The following is a 17,165-nucleotide window of genomic DNA, read 5'->3' on the forward strand; positions in this document are numbered from 1 at the left end:
TCGGCCGCAGCCGCTTGACAGGGCCGCGCCGAAAGGCCCCTGACCTCGCACCAGGGCCGGTCAGGACGCCTTCCGCTTCTTGCGCAGGCCGAGGACGGCGCCGACCAGGGCGAGGACGAACACCACGCCGAGGGCCCGGTCCGACGGCCCCTCGGAGGAGCCGGCGGCGGCCGCCCCCGCCGAGGCGCCGGAGCCCGGGTCGGCCGACGAGCCGGCCGGCGGCGCCCCCGCACCGGCCGCGGCCGACGGCGAGGACTTCGGCAACGGCTTGACGGTGTCGGGGAGTTCGTCGTCGTCCAGCGGCGACCGCCAGACCGGGCTGTCCTTGCCCTCGCTCCCGTAGAGCACCGCCCGGCCGTCGGCCGTGAAGGTGACCGACTCGCCCTGCTTCTGCCAGGGGGCGGAGAGCGCGCCGAGCTCGGCCGGCGCGCCGTCCTTCCAGCGGTAGAGGGTGGCGGAGAAGTAGCCGCGCAGCACCAGTCGGGTGCCGTCCGGCGAGAAGGCGCCGTCGGTGACCCAGGGCGCGTCGGCGATCCGGCGGAAGGTGTTGATGCCGGTGGGCGCGAGCTTCTCCGGGCCCTGGTAGAGGGCTCCCCCGCTCTGCTTCTTGCTGGCGATGTAGGCCCGGCCGGTGACCGGGTGGATCATCAGTGCCTCGGCGTCGCGCGGCCCGTCCTCGTAGCGCACCCGATAGCGGACGACGTCCACCGACTGGTCGCGCAGCTCGGCCGGCTCGGCGAAGGAGTAGATCCAGACCTCGGACCACTTGCCGCCGAGGTTGTCACCGATGTCCCCGACGTAGACGCGTCCGCCGGGCCCGACCGAGATCGCCTCGACGTCCCGCGGCTCGATGCCGCGCAGGGTGACGGTGGCGACGGTCCGCCCCCGGGAGTCGACGGCGTAGACGTACGGGCCGTCGTCGCTGTCGTTGTGCGTCCAGTAGACGCCGGGGTGGGCGAGGCTGGCCGCGAGCCCGCTGGACTCGGTGATCCGTGGGTCGGTGATGGTGAACGCCTGGCCGGCACCGTCGGCCGCGCGGGCGGGCGGGGCGGCGGCGAGGGTTCCGAGGGCGGCGGCCGCGGCGAGGGCGGCCGCGGCCAGAGCCGCCGAGGGGCGCGCCGGCCCGGGGCTCCGCTTCCGCCGCGTGTTCGTTCGCATCCTCAGCACCCGCCGATCCTCCCACGGCGGCGTGCGCCCGCGCGGGTGCACCCGGCGGGGTCCGGGGCGGCCGCCACCGAGGCCGGCCCGCCCGTGCCGGTCGGGCTGCACCGGTCGGGCTGCACCGGCGAGCACTTTTCGTCATCTTGACGATAGCGACCCGGGCCCAATATCGTCTGAGTGACGAAAAGAGGTGCCCCCATGGCCGACATCACCCGGCGCTTCGGACTGCGCCACCTGCGCGCCGCCCCCACCGCCCACATCCGCCACCTGAACCGCGGCAAGGTCGCCCACGACGGCACCGGCCTGGCGTTCTGGTTCCGCCCGCTCAGCGCCGCCCTCTCCGAGGTGCCGGTGGACGACCGCGAACTGGCGATGCTCTTCCACGCCCGGACCTCCGACTTCCAGGACGTCACCGTCCAGGCCACGCTGACCTACCGGATCACCGAGCCCGCCACCGCCGCGGCCCGCGTCGACTTCGGGATCGACCCCGACACCGGCGCCTGGCGCGCCGCCCCGCTCGACCAGATCGCCACCCTGCTCACCGAGACCGCCCAGCAGCACGCGCTCGGCCTGCTCGCCCGCACCCCGCTCGCCGCCGCCCTGGTCGACGGCGTCAGCACCGTCCGCGACCGGATGGCCGCCGGGCTCGCCGCCGAAGCGCGGATCACCGAGACCGGGCTCGCCGTGATCGCCGTCCGGGTGGTCGCGCTGCGCCCCGAGCCCGAGGTGGAACGGGCGCTGCGCACCCCCGCCCGCGAGCTGGTCCAGCAGGAGGCCGACCGGGCCACCTTCGAGCGGCGGGCGGTGGCCGTGGAGCACGAGCGCGGGATCGCCGAGAACGAGCTCGCCAACCAGATCGAACTGGCCCGCCGGGAGAAGCAGTTGATCACCCAGCGGGGTGCCAACGCCCGGCTCCTGGCCGAGGACGAGGCGGTCGCCGACCGGGTCCGCACCGAGGCCGAGGCGGAGCGCCGCACCCGGCTCGCCGCCGCCGAGGCCGACGCCGCACGGGCCCTCGGCGATGCCAGGGCCGCCGCCGAGGGCGCCTGGCTGACCGCCCACCAGCAGGCCGACCCGGCCGTGCTGCGGGCGCTCGCGCTGATGCGGCTGGCCGAGCACCTCCCCCGGATCGACAGCGTCACCCTCTCCCCGGACGTCGTCACCGGCCTGCTCGCCAAGCTCGCCGGCGGCGGGGGCGAGCGGTGAGCCTCGCCCCGCGGGCCGTCCTCGTCCACCGCCGCACCGAGTACGAGGAGTTGATCGCCCACCACGGCACCCCGGGGCAGGCCGCCTTCTTCCTCTCCTCGCGCGGACGCTCCGTCGCGGAGGTCGAGCAGCGCCACCGCCGCCAGGCCGAGGCCCTGGCCCGGGCCGCGGCCGCCGTCCCGCTGGACTGGCGGCGCACCCGGGTGGAGCGCGCGGACCTGCCGCGGTTCCTCTTCGAGCCGGGGGACGTGGTGGTCGTGGTCGGCCAGGACGGCCTGGTCGCGAACGTCGCCAAGTACCTGGACGGCCAGCCGGTGATCGGTGTGGACGCCGACCCGGGCCGCAACCCCGGGGTGCTCGTCCGCCACCGGGCCGACGCGCTGCCGGCCCTGCTCCCGGCCGCCGCGCGCCGCGGCGCCGACCGGCACCTGGAGGAGCGGACCATGGTCGAGGCGGTGGCGGACGACACCCAGCGGCTGCTGGCGCTCAACGAGGTGTACGTCGGCCAGCCCGGCCACCAGACGGCGCGGTACCGGCTCTCGGTGGCGGGCGCCGGGCCCGGAGGGCCGTGCCCCGGCGGCGCGGCGAACGGCGGCGGCGCGGCGAACGGCGGCGGCGCGGCGGGCATTGGCGGCGCGGCGGACGGCGGCGGCGCGGACGAGGCGCAGGCCTCCTCCGGCGTGCTGGTCGGCACCGGGACCGGGGCCACCGGCTGGTGCCGCTCCACCTGGCTGGAGCGCGGCAGCCCGCTCCCCCTGCCCGGATCGACCGCGCCCGCCCTCGCCTGGTTCGTCCGGGAGGCCTGGCCCTCACCCGCCACCGGCACCAGCCGGGTCCACGGACTGCTCGACGCCGGGCAGCAGTTGGTCCTCACCGTCGAGTCCGACCACCTGGTCGCCTTCGGCGACGGCATCGAGAGCGACGCGCTGGAGCTGACCTGGGGTCAGACCGTGCGCGTGGGCGTGGCGGCCACCCGGCTCCGGCTGATGGGCTGAGCTCCGGCCCGGCGCCGGGCGGGGCACGGAGCCGCGCCCGGTGTTCACGCGCCGGATGCACAGCAGATTGTTACCTGCTGGTAAGCAACACAGTCCTGTTGTCCGCCCCCGCGGTGTGTCACATTCGCCATGTCCGCGTCGTCGAACATGCGCGCGGGCTCCCGACACCGCTACAGAAGGGCTCCCGATGGCAGGAATCAGCAAGGCCGGCAGAGCAGCGCTCCCCGTGGCCCTGGCCGGCGTGTTCGTCGCCGCCCTCGCCTCCCCCGCGACCGCCGCCCCCGTCCAGCCGGCCCCGGCCGCCGCGCAGGCCGCCGTCGTGCAGGCCGCCGCCCCGGCCACCGCCGCCCGCGCCGCCGCCACCGTGACGGAGAGCCAGTGGCTGGCCGACGTCAAGACGTCCCTCGCCGGGGCCCGCGGCTACGTCGAGCAGCGCACCTCCGGTGCCAACGCCGCCGTCCGCCCGGCCATCGTGTTCGACATCGACAACACGACGCTCCAGACGCACTTCCACCCCTTCAGCCAGCCCGCGGTCGGCCCCTCCCTCGACCTGGCCACCTACGCGCACTCGCGCGGCGTCGCGGTCATCTTCGTCACCGCCCGCCCGGACTTCATCGACTCCCTGACCCGCTGCGCGCTCCAGCGCGCCGGCTACCCGGTGGACGGCCTGCACGGCCGCGACTTCGGCGACCTCTTCCAGCCGGTGCAGGAGTTCAAGACCGCCCAGCGCGCCGAGGTCGAGCTGGAGGGCTACACCGTCATCGCCAACGTCGGCAACAACACCACCGACCTGACGGGCGGCCACGCCGAACGGACCTTCAAGCTCCCCGACTACGACGGCCTGCTCTCGTAGGTTCCGCCGGCCCTGACGCCGCGTCCGGCGCCGCCACGCCGGACGCGGCGTCAGGGCCGCCCGGCGGCCCGGCCCGCATGGACGGCGAGGACCGCCAGGTAGCGGCGGTGGACGTCCTCCCGGTCGGCCGGCTCGGACACCGACTCCGCGCCCAGCCGGTCGATCATCGCCGCCTGGCGGAGCAGCACCTCGCGCTGCGCCTCGGTCGTGGTCTCCACCATGATCTCCGCCAGCGCGTCGAGCTGGCGGATCAGCACGGCGGGCATGCCCTCGGCCGCCTGCCGGATCTTCTCGAACGCGCGCTCCACCAGCCGTTCGTAGCTCACCGGGGCGGCGATCACCCGGATGTGGCCGGCGGCGTCCCGGTGCACCGGATCCGGGTGCCAGCGCGAGGCGATCCGACACAACCCCTCGCCCAGCCAGTCGATGCAGGTCAGGGTGGTGAAGGTGTCGTTCACCGCGGTGGACAGCGCCCGGATCGCGATCTCCACCAGCTGGTCCACCGCGAAGGCGATGTCCTGCGCGAGCGTCCTGGTCGGGCCGGTGATGTGGGCGCGGGCGAAGCTCCTGGTCACCTCGGCCGCCGCCGCGGCGGGCCAGACCGTGGCGAGCTGGTGCCCCTGCACCAGGAAGTGCCCCGGCCGGTGGTCCAGCCGGATCACGGCGTCGAGCTCGGTGGCCATCCGGACCAGCGTCCGGTGCCGGACGAACTGCAGGTAGCCGCTGGCCGGCGCCGGGACCGCCGCCCCGGCCGCGTCGAGCCGGGCGCGCAGCTCGGCCGCCGTGGGCCCCCGTTCGACGCCGCCGACCGGCACGGGCTCGCCCGCACCCGCCTCGATCGCCGCCGACAGCTCCGCCGCGATGCTCGCGATGACCCGGGGCAGCTGGATCGAGGTCGCGATGTGGTGGATGAAGTAGATCAGCACCCCGAGGTCGGCCAGCACCAGGACCATGCAGACCGTGATGGACAGGTGCGGGACGAACTCGCCGACCGACGAGGGGCCGATCACCACCAGGGCCAGGACGGCGTAGACGAACGTCCCCACGAAGGTGCCCAGGGTCAGCTGCGTGGTGCGGTCGCGGATGAAGGTCCGCAGCATCCGCGGGCCGAACTGGGTGGAGGCCAGCGTCAGCGTCACGATCATGATCGAGAACACCACGCCGACCACGGTGATCAGCGCCGCCGCGATCGCGGCGAGGATCTGCCGGGCGGCGTCGGCGGTGCCGCTGATCACCCAGCCCGGCAGCACCAGCTCCCCACGGTGGGCCGCGCGGTCCACGGACCAGGTGGCCAGGAACAGCAGCCCGGCGAGCAGCACCTCCAGCATCGGCACCACCCACAGGTTGGTCCGCAGTGCCTCCCGGCGCCACTGCGCCTCCAGGTGGACCCCACCGATCACCTCGCCCGCCTCCCGTCGCCGCGCCGGCCCGCCGAGACGCATGCTCTCGCACGTGTCGGCCGATCGGGCGGCACCCACCCGCCGGGTCACCCGCCCGGACGGCACCCCGCCGGGGCGGGGGCGGCGGCGCCCGGGCGGGGGCGTCCGGCGGGGGCGTCCGGCGGGGGCGTCCGGGCGGCGGCGCCCGGGCCGATCGTCAGCGAGGGCGGCCGGAGGCTCAGAGCCCGAGCAGCCCCAGGTCCGAGGCCAGCGCGGTCATCGGCTCCCGCGCGTCCTCGACCAGCCGCCGCTGCGCGAGGTCCAGGAACCCGCCCACGCAGGTCACCTCGGCGGCGACGACGCCGTCGGCCCGGGTGATGGACTGCGCCACCCGGAAGATCTTGCCCTCGGTCCAGACGAACCGGCAGCTCACGTCCACCTCGTCACCCGCGCGCAGCTCCCGCAGGTACTTGACGGTGGTCTCCAGCGCCACCGGTCCGACCCCCTTGGCCAGCAGATCCGCCTGCCGCACACCGGCCGCCTGGAGCAGCTCCCACCGGGCGTGCTCGGCGTACTGGAGGTACACCGCCTGGTTGAGGTGCCCCTGCGCGTCGGTCTCGTAGCCGCGGACGGTGACACGTACCGCGAAGTCCTTGTCCATGGCCCGCACGCTACTCCCGACGACCGACCGGCGGCGCGTGGCGTCGATCACGGTCTCCCCCGGAGACCAGGGCCCGGAGGGGCGGACTCCTTCTTCTAGGGCAGGGTGAGGATCCGCGGGCCGTCCTCGGTGATCGCGACCGTGTGCTCGACGTGCGCAGCCCGGCTGCCGTCGGCGGTGCGCAGGGTCCAGCCGTCCGGGTCGGTGCGGTGGTCGTCGCGGCCGCCGGCCATCAGCATCGGCTCGATCGCCAGCACCAGCCCCGGCCGCAGCGGGTAACCCCGGCCCGGACGGCCCTCGTTGGGAACGTGCGGGTCCTCGTGCATCCGCCGCCCGATGCCGTGGCCACCGAACCCCTCCAGCAGCCCGTACCGGCCCCCGCGCGCCACGCGGGCGACGGCGTGCCCGATGTCGCCGAGCCGGTTGCCGACCACGGCCGCGGCGATCCCCGCCTCCAACGCCCGCTCGGCGGTCTCGATCAGCCGCGCGTCCGCCTCCGCCGGCACCCCCACCGTGAAGCTGACGGCCGCGTCGCCGGCCCAGCCGTCCAGCAGCGCGCCGCAGTCGATGCTCACCAGATCCCCGTCGCACAGCCGGAGGCCGTCCGGGATGCCGTGCACCACGGCGTCGTTGACGGAGGCGCAGATCACCGCCGGGAACGGCACCGGCGCGAAGGCCGGCCGGTAGCCGAGGAACGGCGAGCTCGCCCCGGCCTTCCGCAGCACCTCGCGCGCCACCTCGTCCAGCTCCAGCAGGCTCACCCCGACCGCCGCCGCCCCCCGCACCGCGGCCAGCGCATCCGCGACCACCCGCCCCGTCTCACGCATCGCCGCGAGCGCCGACTCCGACTTCAGCTCCACCATGCAGTTCCCCTTCCGAGCCCGGAACCCAATTCTTATACCGGTATTTGTATCACGGTGGAGGGGCGAGCGCTGGCGCAGCGGGGCGGGGGGCGGGCGTGTGGCCCCGGGGCCGGGCCGGCCCGGGCGGAGGGGCGGCGGGCGCGGGCGCGTCGGCATTAGGATCGACGACATGGTGAGGACCCCGCTGACCCCCTGGGAGCGCGAGCGTGGCGAGCGCTTCGGCGCGCTGCTCCGCGAGGCGCGCGGTACGCGCTCGATGGTCGAGGTCGCCGCCGCGGCCGGCATCTCCTCCGAGACCCTCCGCAAGATCGAGACCGGCCGCGCCCCCACGCCCTCCTTCTTCACGATCGCCGCCCTCGCCTACGCCCTCGACCTCTCCCTGGACTCGCTGGCCGCCGCCTGCGCCGAGCCGAACGACGACGAGGCCCTGTCGGCGTAGGGCGCGTCCGGCGCCCGCCCTGCGAGGGCACCGCGGGGCCCGCGGGTGTCACCCGCCGTAGCGGGCGGCCAGGGTCCGTACCGTCCCGGCGATGCGGTCGCGGAGTTCCGGCGGTGCGACGACCTCGATCTCGGTGCCCAGCCGCAGGAACTCGCCGTGGGCGTGGTCGATCGATTCGATCGGCACCCGGGCCTCCGTCCAACCGTCGCCCTCGGGTGTGACGCCGAGGCGGCGGGCTCCCTCCGGGGTGAGCCGGACCAGCGCCTCCCCGGTGTGCAGCCGGGCCCGGAAGTCGGCCAGGTGGCGGCGCCAGTGCGCGGCCAGGTCGAATCCGTCCGGGGCGGTGAACTCCTCCTCCAGGGGCTTGAGTTCGACGATCTGGTCGACCCGGTAGGTGCGGACGCCGGACGGCCCGCCGGCGACCAGGTACCAACGGCCGGCCTTGAGCACCAGCCCGTACGGCTCGACCCGGCGCTCGATCTCCTCCGGCGCGCGCCAGCGCCGGTACTGCAGCACCACCGCCCGCCGCGACCACACCGCGGCGGCGACGGCGCCGAGGTGCGGCGTCCGGCCGGCGTCGCCGTACCAGCCGGGGGCGTCGAGCAGGAAGCGCTCCTGGATCCGGCCGGCGTGTTCGCGCAGCTCCGCCGGCAGGGCCGCCCGGAGCTTGAGCCGGGCGGTGGCGAGCGCGTCGCCGAGGCCGAGCTCGGCGGCGGCGCCGGGGAGGGCGGCGAGGAACGCGGCCTGTGCCTCGTCCGCGGTCAGTCCGGTGAGGCGGGTCCGGTAGCCGGCGACCAGCCGGTAGCCGCCGGCGTGGCCGGCGGCGCCGTAGAGCGGGATGCCGGCGGCCGCGAGCGCGTCGACGTCCCGGTAGACCGTCCGGACGGAGACCTCCAGCTCCCCGGCCAGCTCCCGGGCCGTCATCCGGCCCCGGTTCTGGAGCAGCAGAAGCAGGGTGACCAGCCGGCTCGCGCGCATGCCGCCCAGTATCCACTGACAGGGGATGTCAGTGGAGTGCCCCTAGCCTGCGGCGCATGGACGACTTCGACTTCCTGCCCGGCCCCTGCGAGCAGGCCGGCCGCCCCCGCACCGCATCGCCGGTCCCCCACCGGGCCACGGACCCGACCCGCGCCCGGGAGGCCGGCGCATGAGCATCGTCGAACTGCGGCAGTACACCCTGCATCCCGGCGCCCGGGAGACGCTGATCGAGCTGTTCGAGCGCGAGTTCGTCACCGGTCAGCAGGCCGTCGGCATCACCGTCGGCGGCCGGTTCCGCGACCTCGACGACCCGGACCGCTTCGTCTGGCTGCGCGCGTTCCCCGACATGGTGCACCGCCGGCGTGCGCTGGAGGCGTTCTACACCGGCCCGCTCTGGCGGCGGCACCGCGACGCGGCCAACGCGACCATGGTCGACAGCGACGACGTCCTGCTGCTGCGCGGCCCGGGCTTCGCACCGGAGCCGGGCGCCCGCGAGGTGGTGGCGACGGTCTGCCGGCCGTCCGGCGCGGCCGTCTTCGACGCGTACGCCGGCCGGCACCTGGGCCCGGGCCATGCGCTGCACCGGACCGAGCACGCGGAGAACGACTACCCGCTGCTGCCCGTCCGCACGGGCGAGGACCTCCGGGTCTGGTTCGGTCCGGCCGCGCCGCCGCCGTGGCCGAGCCGGCGCCTGCGGCTGGAGCCCGTGACGGCTTCGGGGGCGTCGGCCCCGTAACGGCCGTCGGGCGAGGCCGGGAACCCGGGACGGCGGCGGGGTCTCGGGACGGCCTCCGGGGCCGCGGGCCGGCGGCCGCGGCCCCTTCAGCTGCCGGGGTGCGGGGGCAGCGCGTCGATCTCGGCCCAGACCGTCTTGCCATCGCCGTCGGCCAGCGCGCCCCAGCGGGTCGCCGCCCGCTGGACGATGAAGAGCCCGTGCCCGCCGGGCAGGCCCGGGCGGTGCGGCCGGCGCGGCTCGGGCAGGGCGGTCGACCGGTCGCTGACCTCGATCCGCAGGCGCGCCTGCGAGGCGTCGAGGACGAGGTCCACGGGGCCGCCGGCGTGCAGCATGGCGTTGGCGACCAGTTCGGCGACGAGGAGCACGATGTCGTCGGCGCCCGCGGCGCTCACCGGCCACGACCAGTCGGCGACGGCCTGCACGGTGTACGCCCGGGCCCGGGCGACGGGCTTCGGCAGCCCGGCCAGGTGCAGCCGTCGGCGCTGTCCGCCGGGCGGCAGCGTGGGTCCGGTGCCCGGCCGGTCGTCGTCCAGGGTTGCCCGGCTGGTCGTCATGTGCGGGGTCCCCTTCGGTTTCGGCAGCTCTGGTTCCGCTTCGCCTGCTCGGCTTCCCGGCCATCGCCGGATCATGCGCGCCCTCTCGTGCCCGCCCCGCCCGGGGGCGGCGGTCAGAGCGGTGCGGCGAGCGCGGCGTCCAGGGACGGGTGGATCGAGAACACGGTGTCGGCGCAGGTCAGTTCCAGCAGGCGCTGCACCATGGCGGAGGGCGCCGCGAGGCGGAACCCCACGTCCGCCGCGCCGGCCGCCATCCGGGTCTGCAGCAACAGGTTCAGGCCGGAGGAGTCGCAGAAGGCGACGCGTCCGAGGTCGACGACGAGCAGCGGCGGATGCTGCTCCACCAGGTCGTCGAGCGTGCTCCTGGCGGGCTCCAGGGTCTCGATGTCGAGGTCGCCCGCCAGCGTGCAGACGGCCGCCCGGGTGTCGGTGTGCCGGGTGTGGACCACCAGGTCGGGCACGGGCCGGGCGCCCGGCAGCCCGGAGGGCTCGTCGGGGCCGGTGGCCGACGGCACGGTGGCGGGCTCGTTCTCTGCGGGCATCGTCTGCTCGGCTGGCATCGTCGTCGTGTTCCCCTCCACGGGTCTGCTCCACGAGCCTACGCACGCCGCCCGGGGTGCGGCCAGACCTCGGGTGGACGTGCGTGGCGTCGCAGGTGTTCCCGGCCCGGCGCCCGGACGTGCCGGATCCCGGGGCCGGGTCGGTTCGGGGCGCCGGGGTCGGTCCCAGCGGCCGCGTCGCGTGAACTCCGGCGCCGTAGTGCCGGTTCAGGTGGCGCCGAGCCCTGCGCGCAGCTGCTTCAGCATGCGGCTGAGGAGACGGGAGACGTGCATCTGGGACAGCCCGAGGCGGTCGCCGATCTGGGACTGGGTCAGCTCCTCTCCGAAGCGCATGGACAGGATGAGCCGGTCGCGTTCGGGCAGCTCCGCGATGAGGGGCCTGAGGGCGATCAGGTTCTCGATCGCCGCGAACCTCGGGTCCTCCCGGCCCAGTCGCTGGGTGAGCGGGCTCGGGTCGTCGTCCTGGCCGTCGGCGGCCGGGGCGTCCAGGGAGCCGGCGGTGTGGCCGTTGGCGGCCGCGAGCCCCTCGATCACCTCCTCCTCCGACAGCGCGAGGTGCTCGGCGAGTTCGGGCACGGTCGGCGCGCGGCCCAGCCGCTGGAACAGCACGTCGCGGGCCTTGGCGAGGGTGATGCGCAGCTCCTGCAGGCGCCGCGGCACGTGGACGGCCCAGGTGGTGTCCCGGAAGTGGCGGCGGATCTCGCCGAGGATGGTCGGCACGGCGAAGGTGGTGAACTCCACCCCGTGGTCGGGGTCGAAGCGGTCGATCGCCTTGATCAGACCCAGCGAGCCGACCTGTATGAGGTCCTCCTCGGGCTCCTGACGGTTGCCCACCCGACGGATCACGAACCGCACCAGGGACAGGTTGAGCTCGATGAGCGTGGCACGCACGTAGGAGTACTCGCGGGTGCCCTCCTCCAGCGTCGCGAGCCGGGCCAGCAGGACGCGGGTCAGTTCGCGCGCGTCGCCGGGCGCGACCTGCCGCGAGTCCTCGATGCCTTCGAGCTCCGGGGCGAGGGCGCGGCGGGTGCCCGGCGCGTCGACCGCCGAGGCCTCGTCCGGGGCTGTCGCGCGGTGGAGGAGTTCGTCACTGGTCGTGGCCATGTCGGTCCTTTCCCCTCGGCATACGGTCCGTCCCCGGGTACCCGCCGAGGGCGGGTCCATGTCCGCTCCCGCTGTGAGGGTTGTGTGAACGGCCGCACGGGCGGGCGGCCCGTACGAACGCTGCGGGGGGCGCGGACGGCGTGGGCGGAATCCGCCGCGCATGCCGGGCGGGGATCGGGGCACGCGAACAGCCGGACCGCCGCACGGGCGGCGGAATCGGGGGACAGCGGGGGCATCGGGGGACATCGGAAGCAGCTACCCGAGGTCGAGGAGGAGACGATGGGACGGATCGAGGAGTCGGTCGAGGTGGCGGCGCCGCTCGGCGAGGTCTACCAGCAGTGGGTCCGGTGCGAGGACTTCCCGCGCTTCATGCGCGGCGTGGTGAGCGTCGACGTGTCCGGCCCCGGGGGAAGCAGCAGCTGGGTGATCGAAACCGCGGGCGGCCGGCGGTACTTCGAGGCCGTGACGACGGAGGTCGTGGAGGGCGAACGGGTGGCCTGGGACGGTGGAGGCGGCCCGGTGCGCCACAGCGGCGTGGTCACCTTCCACCCCGTGGACGACCGCACGACCCGGGTGATGCTCCAGCTGGAGACCGAGCCGCAGGGGTTCTGGGAACACCTCGCCGAGGCGCTCGGCTTCGTGGACCGCCGCGTCATCGACGACCTGAGCGACTTCAAGCGCCACGTCGAGCAGGACGACGGACCGGCGGCCGCCTGAACGGGCTTCGCTTCCCCGTCCGGCCGGGGCCGCCCGCGGCCCGGCCGGCCCGCCCGACCCGAAGAACCCGACCGATCAACCGGGAAAGAGGAACCCCCACCATGGAACATCTCACCACCCGGATCGCCATGCGCCTCGTGACCGGCGACGAACACGGCCAGGACCTGCACGTCGACTGGTCCTACCGGACCGACGATCCCCACGCGATCACCCTGGACTTCGACTCCTACCAGGCGGACGCGGTCTGGACGCTCTCGCGCGACCTGCTCATCGCCGGCCTGCACGCCCCGGCGGGCGAAGGAGACGTCCACATCGCGCTGTTCGACGAGACCCGGGTGCTGATCGCCCTCGGCGGCAGCGACGGCATCGCCCTGCTCGCCGCCTCCGCCGAGGTGGTCACCCGGTTCCTGGCCGGCACTACCCGCCTCGTCCCGCCCGGACTCGAACACACCCGGATCGACTGGGACCAGGGCCTGAAGGACCTGCTGGCCGCCTGACCCGGCCGGGCCCGCCGGCCGGTCACCCGCCGCCGCGGGGCCGCCCCCAGAGCCGCCGCCCCGAGCCCGAGGGGCCGACCTGCCCCGCCCCCAACCCCCCCACCCCCTGCACGAAGCAGAGAGGAGAGCCGGACATGTGGTGGAGTCTGCTCCGCCTCGCCATCGTGGGCGCCGCAGCCGCCCTCTTCACCTACGGCCTCGACCGGACGGCGCAGGTGGTGGCGCGGCGACTGGCGGCCCCGGGGAGCGGCACCGGCGTCCCGGCCCTGGTGCACAGGTGCCGTCGCCCGGTCCTGGCGCTGACGGCGTGCCTACTGCTCGCCGCCGCGCAGCCGTGGGTCGACGCGCCGCCCGCCGCCCGCGACGGGCTGCGGCACCTGGCCGTGGTCCTGGCCATCGCCTCCGGTGGCTGGCTGGGCGCCCGCCTGGTGGCACTGCTCGTGGACGGCGCCGTCCGGCTCGCCGTGCACCGCCGCGACCCGGCGTGGGCCGGCCGGGCCCGGACGCAGGCCAGTCTGCTCGGCCGGATCGGCCAGGCGATCGTCGCCGTCGCGACCCTGGGCGCCGTCCTGATGACCTTCCCGACGGTCCGCGGCGTCGGCACGAGCCTGCTGGCCTCCGCCGGACTGGTCGGCGTGGCGGCGGGCGTGGCCGCCCAGAGCACGCTCGCCAACGTCTTCGCCGGGGTGCAGATGGCCTTCGGCGATCTGGCCCGGATCGGTGACGTCGTCGTGGTGGCCGGCGAGTGGGGGACGGTGGAGGAGATCACCCTGACGGCCGTGGTGATCGCGACCTGGGACCAGCGGCGGCTGGTGATGCCGATGTCGTACTTCGTCGGCCGCCCGTTCGAGAACTGGTCCCGCCGCTCCAGCCGGATCACCGGCACGGCGCTGCTCCACCTCGACCACCACGCCCCGGTCGGGCTGCTGCGGGAGGAGTTCGACGACTTCCTGGCCAAGAGCGAGCTGTGGGACGGCGAGGGCAGTGCCCTCCAGGTGGTCGACACCACCCCCACCACCATCGTCGTCCGGGCGCTGGCCACGGCGGCGAACGCCGACGACGCGTTCGAACTCCGCTGCCGGCTGCGCGAGCACCTCGTCGGCCACCTGCGCGACCACCACCCGTACGCCCTGCCCCGCCTCCCCGTGGGGGAGGCACCCGTGCGGCACCCGGACGCCCCCGGCGGGCCGCCGGAGCGGGGGCGGGGGCGTCCGTGAACGGGCCGGCGCCGCACCGCGGGTGCAACGGCGGGACCTCGGCCCCGCCGTTGCACCCGCGCCCGCGGACCGTACAGCCGGACCCCCGCGCCGGCCGTGCGGTCCCGCCGCCGCACCGCCCAGCCCGCCGACCGGCCGTCAGGCCGTGATGCCGCCGTCGAGGACGAGGTCGGCGCCGACGGTGAAGGCGGACTCCGGGGAGGCGAGGTGGAGCACCGCGGCGGCGATCTCCTCGACCGTGCCGGCGCGGCCGGCCGGGACCTGGGCCCTCATGCGGTCGGCCTTCTCGGTGGCGTTCTCGCCGGGGCGGCTGGACATGGTGGTGTCGACCGGACCGGGGCTGACCGAGTTGATCCGGACCCCGTCGGCGATGTGGTCGCGGGCGGCGGCGCGGGTCAGGGTGGCGACCGCCGCCTTGGTGACGGCGTAGGCGCCGAGGTCGGCCAGGCGCAGGTGGGTGCCGAGGTTGGAGGAGATGTTGACGATGGCGCCGCCGCCGTTCGCCCGCATGTGGGTGATCTGGTGCTTCATGGCGAGCCAGGTGCCGGTGAGGTTGGTGTCGATCAGGCGCTGCCAGTCCTGCTCGTCGGTGTCGGCGATCGGGCCGGGCGTGCCGAGGATGCCGGCGTTGTTGACGGCGACGTCGAGGCCGCCGAACTGCTCGACGGTCGTGCGGACCAGCCGGGCGGCGTCCTGGCCGTCGGCGACGTCCCCGACGACGGCCAGGGCCTTGCCGCCCTCCTCCTCGATCAGCCGGACGGTCTCGGCGAGCGAGGACGCGGTGCGCCCGGCCACGGCGACCCGGGCGCCCTCGCGGGCGAAGGCCAGGGCGGTGGCGCGGCCGATGCCGCTGCCGGCGCCGGTGACGAGGACGGAACGGTCGGCGAAACGCGTGGTCATGTGGAGCACTCCTCTGTACGGTCCGAGTGAGTCGTCGGGGGCTGGATCTGTATCCGGGGGTGGAGCGACCGCGGCTGCGGTCAGGCGAAACCCGGTCGTGGACGCATCGAATTGGGGACCCCTCGTCCCGACCGCTCCCTATAGAGACCGTTCGGTTCAGAATCTGGGCAGCAAGGCGCGCCGACGCCGAGGCGACCGCCGACGCCCGAACGGGCGGGCCCGCGAGCTCAGTCCAGCAGGGCGAGTGCCTGCTCGGCGGCGTCGCGCAGGCGGGCCGACCCGTCGCCGGCCTTGCCGATCACGCGCATGCCCTGCAACAGCACCAGCAGCATCCGCGCCAGCGCCCGCGGGTCACGCCCCTCCGGCAGCTCGCGCTGCGCCTCGGCGCGGACCAGGGCGGCGGTGAGCACCGTCTCCAGATGGCCGAGACTGGCCGCGACCCGGCGGGCCGCGTCCTGGTCGTGCGGGGCGAGTTCGACCGCCGTATTGGTGACGAAACACCCGCGCCGGAGGCCGCTTTCGGCATCCTCGCAGGATTCCCGGGCATACCGCCGGACCAGCGCACGGACGGCCGGCAGCACCGGGCCGGGCTGGGACAGCTCGGCGAGCAGCCCCGGATCGCACTGCTCGCCGTACCGCTCCAGCGCGCGCAGGTAGAGCTCCCGCTTGCTGCCGAACGTGGCGTAGATGCTGGCCCGGGCGATCCCCAGCCCGTCGACCAGGTCGGCCATCGAGGTGGCCTCGTAGCCGCGCTGCCAGAACAGCTCAAGCGCCGACTGCAGCGCCGCGTCCGGGTCGAATTCCTTGGTTCGCGCCATAGCTGAACCATAGTCATATCGAGACCGTTCGGTCAAGAATCGAGGGCGAGTCGGACCGCCCCCGAACCACATCCTTCGAGTGCGCTCCGATGAACTGACGTATTGTCAACTCAAGATCTCTAAGGGTACCCTTACCGCCGCCCGTCCCCCTGTTCCCTCCCTACAGGAGGCAAGTCCCCCCATGGCAAGAACCCAGCAACAGGCGCTCGACGTCGCCCGCCCGATCGTCCTCACCGCGTTCCGGGTCGTCGTCGGGCTGCTCTTCGCCTGCCACGGCGCAGCGTCGATGTTCGGCGTGTTCGGCGGCGCCAAGGGCGGCGGCACCATACCCGTCGGGCAGTGGCCCGGCTGGTGGGCGGCGCTGATCCAGCTCGTCGGCGGCGGCCTGGTCGTGGTCGGCCTCGGCACCCGCATCGCGGCGCTGATCTGCTCCGGCTCAATGGCCTACGCGTACTTCACGGTCCATCAGGAGCACGCCCTGCTACCGCTGCAGAACAACGGCGAGCCGTCGGTGATGTTCTGCTGGGCGTTCCTCGCCATCGCGGCGATCGGCGGCGGCCCTTACGCGCTGGACCGGCTGCTCCCCGGTCGGAGTGCGGCGCGGTCCGCCCACGCCGACCACGCCGGGCAGAGCTCGCGGGCGACCGCGGCGGGCTGAGCCCTCGGCAGCCACGCTACGGCCGCCGGCCCCCACCACGGGACCGGCGGCCGCACCGCACCCCGTCGCCGCACCGCAGCGCCGCCTCACCACACCTCGTCGCCGCACCGCCTCGTCGAACCAGCACCACACCCCGGCGCCGCACCGCGGGCCCGCGGCAAGCCACGGGCGCGCCCGCCGGGGTCCCGCTTCAGGCGGGCGAAACGGCCACGCCGAGGGAGTCGGCCCCCATCGGCTTCGGAGCGCCCTTCTCGTAGAACACGTCGAGATCGGTGATGACGAAGCCCGCCCCCGTCAGCAACTCGGTGACCGGACGGGTCAGGTGGCACCCGGCGAACAGCCGCTGCTCCAGCGGGTCGAGGCGCCGCTGCCAGCGACGCACGCCCTCGTCCTCCTCCGGCGCCAGGCCGTGCTCGACGAAGTGCAGCGTCCCACCGGGCTTGAGGACGCGCCGCACCTCGTGGAGGGCGGCCTCGACGTCCGGGACGGTGCACAGCGTCCAGGTCGACAGCGCCGCGACGAAGCTGTGGTCCGGGAAGGGCAGCACCTGACCGTCCAGGCCCCCGCGCTCCACCCGGACGGGGGTCGCCGCCACGCGCTCGGCCGCCAGCTTCCAGCCCACGTCGGAGGGGTCCACCGCGGCGACCCGGGTCACGGCCCGCGGGTAGAACGGAACGTTCAGCCCCGAGCCGAACCCGATCTCCAGGACATCGCCCTCCAGGCCCTCGCAGACCCTTCGCCGAAGGTGCGCGGCCTCCTTCGTCCCGCAGACGACGTTGACGATCCGCGGCACGACCTGATCGGCGTAGAACCCCATGACGACCTCCAGCCCTCACGACCAGTCTGGCACCGGGCCGGGCCGCCGGACA

The 17,165-nt window shown here is 75.0% G+C and carries 20 protein-coding genes; 9 read left to right on the forward strand and 11 right to left on the reverse strand.

The features are described from left to right. Positions 1-60: 60 nt before the first annotated feature. Positions 61-1,158 (reverse strand): hypothetical protein, encoded by a 1,098-nt coding sequence (locus RMN57_RS04625; protein WP_313762077.1) that lies wholly within the window; start codon positions 1,156-1,158, stop codon positions 61-63. Positions 1,159-1,359: 201 nt separating this feature from the next. Here RMN57_RS04625 and RMN57_RS04630 point away from each other — a divergent pair, with 201 nt between their 5' ends. The 3 genes from RMN57_RS04630 to RMN57_RS04640 all read left to right on the forward strand — a co-directional run bounded on the left by RMN57_RS04630 (position 1,360) and on the right by RMN57_RS04640 (position 4,215). Continuing rightward, entirely contained in the window at positions 1,360-2,367 is a 1,008-nt protein-coding gene (locus tag RMN57_RS04630) for an SPFH domain-containing protein (RefSeq protein WP_313762078.1), read from the forward strand. Further along, the gene (locus RMN57_RS04635; RefSeq protein ID WP_313762079.1) at positions 2,364-3,362 is read left to right on the forward strand and encodes a hypothetical protein; all 999 of its coding nucleotides are present in this window, start codon (positions 2,364-2,366) and stop codon (positions 3,360-3,362) included. Before RMN57_RS04630 ends, RMN57_RS04635 begins: the two co-directional genes overlap by 4 nt. Positions 3,363-3,549: 187 nt before the next feature. Then, the gene (locus RMN57_RS04640) at positions 3,550-4,215 is read left to right on the forward strand and encodes an HAD family acid phosphatase (RefSeq protein WP_313762080.1); all 666 of its coding nucleotides are present in this window, start codon (positions 3,550-3,552) and stop codon (positions 4,213-4,215) included. A 50-nt stretch (positions 4,216-4,265) separates the two neighbouring features. Here the strand turns inward: RMN57_RS04640 and RMN57_RS04645 are convergent, their stop codons facing one another. The 3 genes from RMN57_RS04645 to map all read right to left on the reverse strand — a co-directional run bounded on the left by RMN57_RS04645 (position 4,266) and on the right by map (position 7,118). Next, positions 4,266-5,615: a DUF2254 domain-containing protein gene (locus RMN57_RS04645; RefSeq protein ID WP_313762081.1), complete on the reverse strand. Its 1,350-nt coding sequence runs from the start codon at positions 5,613-5,615 to the stop codon at positions 4,266-4,268. A 217-nt stretch (positions 5,616-5,832) separates the two neighbouring features. Then, positions 5,833-6,255, reverse strand: a complete 423-nt coding sequence (locus RMN57_RS04650) for an acyl-CoA thioesterase (RefSeq protein WP_313762082.1) — start codon at positions 6,253-6,255, stop codon at positions 5,833-5,835. A 95-nt stretch (positions 6,256-6,350) separates the two neighbouring features. Beyond that, positions 6,351-7,118: a type I methionyl aminopeptidase gene (map, locus tag RMN57_RS04655; RefSeq protein ID WP_313762083.1), complete on the reverse strand. Its 768-nt coding sequence runs from the start codon at positions 7,116-7,118 to the stop codon at positions 6,351-6,353. Between the two features lie 169 nt (positions 7,119-7,287). On the opposite strand from map, the gene RMN57_RS04660 reads away from it, so the two are divergent. Continuing rightward, complete coding sequence (locus RMN57_RS04660) at positions 7,288-7,557, forward strand: helix-turn-helix transcriptional regulator (protein WP_313762084.1); 270 nt, start codon at positions 7,288-7,290, stop codon at positions 7,555-7,557. Between the two features lie 48 nt (positions 7,558-7,605). Here RMN57_RS04660 and RMN57_RS04665 read toward each other — a convergent pair whose 3' ends face one another. Beyond that, entirely contained in the window at positions 7,606-8,535 is a 930-nt protein-coding gene (locus RMN57_RS04665) for a YafY family protein (RefSeq protein ID WP_313762085.1), read from the reverse strand. 169 nt (positions 8,536-8,704) lie between these two features. On the opposite strand from RMN57_RS04665, the gene RMN57_RS04670 reads away from it, so the two are divergent. Next, entirely contained in the window at positions 8,705-9,271 is a 567-nt protein-coding gene (locus RMN57_RS04670; protein ID WP_313762086.1) for an NIPSNAP family protein, read from the forward strand. A gap of 86 nt (positions 9,272-9,357) precedes the next feature. Here the strand turns inward: RMN57_RS04670 and RMN57_RS04675 are convergent, their stop codons facing one another. The 3 genes from RMN57_RS04675 to RMN57_RS04685 form a co-directional block, all read right to left on the reverse strand. After that, on the reverse strand, positions 9,358-9,825 hold the full coding sequence (locus RMN57_RS04675) for an ATP-binding protein (protein WP_313762087.1): 468 nt from the start codon (positions 9,823-9,825) through the stop codon (positions 9,358-9,360). A 113-nt stretch (positions 9,826-9,938) separates the two neighbouring features. Beyond that, positions 9,939-10,385, reverse strand: coding sequence for an STAS domain-containing protein (locus RMN57_RS04680; RefSeq protein ID WP_313762088.1), 447 nt, complete (start codon positions 10,383-10,385; stop codon positions 9,939-9,941). 207 nt (positions 10,386-10,592) lie between these two features. Continuing rightward, a complete protein-coding gene (locus tag RMN57_RS04685) occupies positions 10,593-11,489 on the reverse strand; it encodes a SigB/SigF/SigG family RNA polymerase sigma factor (RefSeq protein ID WP_313762089.1) in 897 nt (298 codons plus the stop codon). Positions 11,490-11,768: 279 nt separating this feature from the next. Here RMN57_RS04685 and RMN57_RS04690 point away from each other — a divergent pair, with 279 nt between their 5' ends. From RMN57_RS04690 to RMN57_RS04700, 3 genes are all read left to right on the forward strand, one after another. After that, entirely contained in the window at positions 11,769-12,206 is a 438-nt protein-coding gene (locus RMN57_RS04690) for an SRPBCC family protein (protein WP_313762090.1), read from the forward strand. A 101-nt stretch (positions 12,207-12,307) separates the two neighbouring features. Next, positions 12,308-12,703 carry an SsgA family sporulation/cell division regulator gene (locus RMN57_RS04695; protein ID WP_313762091.1) on the forward strand — a complete coding sequence of 132 codons (396 nt, stop codon included), beginning with the start codon at positions 12,308-12,310 and terminating at the stop codon, positions 12,701-12,703. A 134-nt stretch (positions 12,704-12,837) separates the two neighbouring features. Continuing rightward, a complete protein-coding gene (locus RMN57_RS04700) occupies positions 12,838-13,920 on the forward strand; it encodes a mechanosensitive ion channel domain-containing protein (protein WP_313762092.1) in 1,083 nt (360 codons plus the stop codon). Between the two features lie 138 nt (positions 13,921-14,058). On the opposite strand, the gene RMN57_RS04705 is transcribed toward RMN57_RS04700, so the two are convergent. Together RMN57_RS04705 and RMN57_RS04710 are read right to left on the reverse strand one after the other, a co-directional pair. Next, on the reverse strand, positions 14,059-14,820 hold the full coding sequence (locus RMN57_RS04705) for a glucose 1-dehydrogenase (RefSeq protein ID WP_313762093.1): 762 nt from the start codon (positions 14,818-14,820) through the stop codon (positions 14,059-14,061). A gap of 227 nt (positions 14,821-15,047) precedes the next feature. Continuing rightward, positions 15,048-15,638 (reverse strand): TetR family transcriptional regulator, encoded by a 591-nt coding sequence (locus tag RMN57_RS04710; RefSeq protein WP_313762094.1) that lies wholly within the window; start codon positions 15,636-15,638, stop codon positions 15,048-15,050. Positions 15,639-15,819: 181 nt separating this feature from the next. Between RMN57_RS04710 and RMN57_RS04715 the strand changes: the two genes are divergently transcribed. Beyond that, entirely contained in the window at positions 15,820-16,296 is a 477-nt protein-coding gene (locus RMN57_RS04715; protein ID WP_313762095.1) for a DoxX family protein, read from the forward strand. A gap of 190 nt (positions 16,297-16,486) precedes the next feature. On the opposite strand, the gene RMN57_RS04720 is transcribed toward RMN57_RS04715, so the two are convergent. Beyond that, the gene (locus tag RMN57_RS04720; protein WP_313762096.1) at positions 16,487-17,113 is read right to left on the reverse strand and encodes a class I SAM-dependent methyltransferase; all 627 of its coding nucleotides are present in this window, start codon (positions 17,111-17,113) and stop codon (positions 16,487-16,489) included. Between the last annotated feature and the right edge of the window lie 52 nt (positions 17,114-17,165).

The organism is Kitasatospora sp. CM 4170 (assembly GCF_032110285.1).
Taxonomy (GTDB): domain Bacteria; phylum Actinomycetota; class Actinomycetes; order Streptomycetales; family Streptomycetaceae; genus Kitasatospora; species Kitasatospora aburaviensis.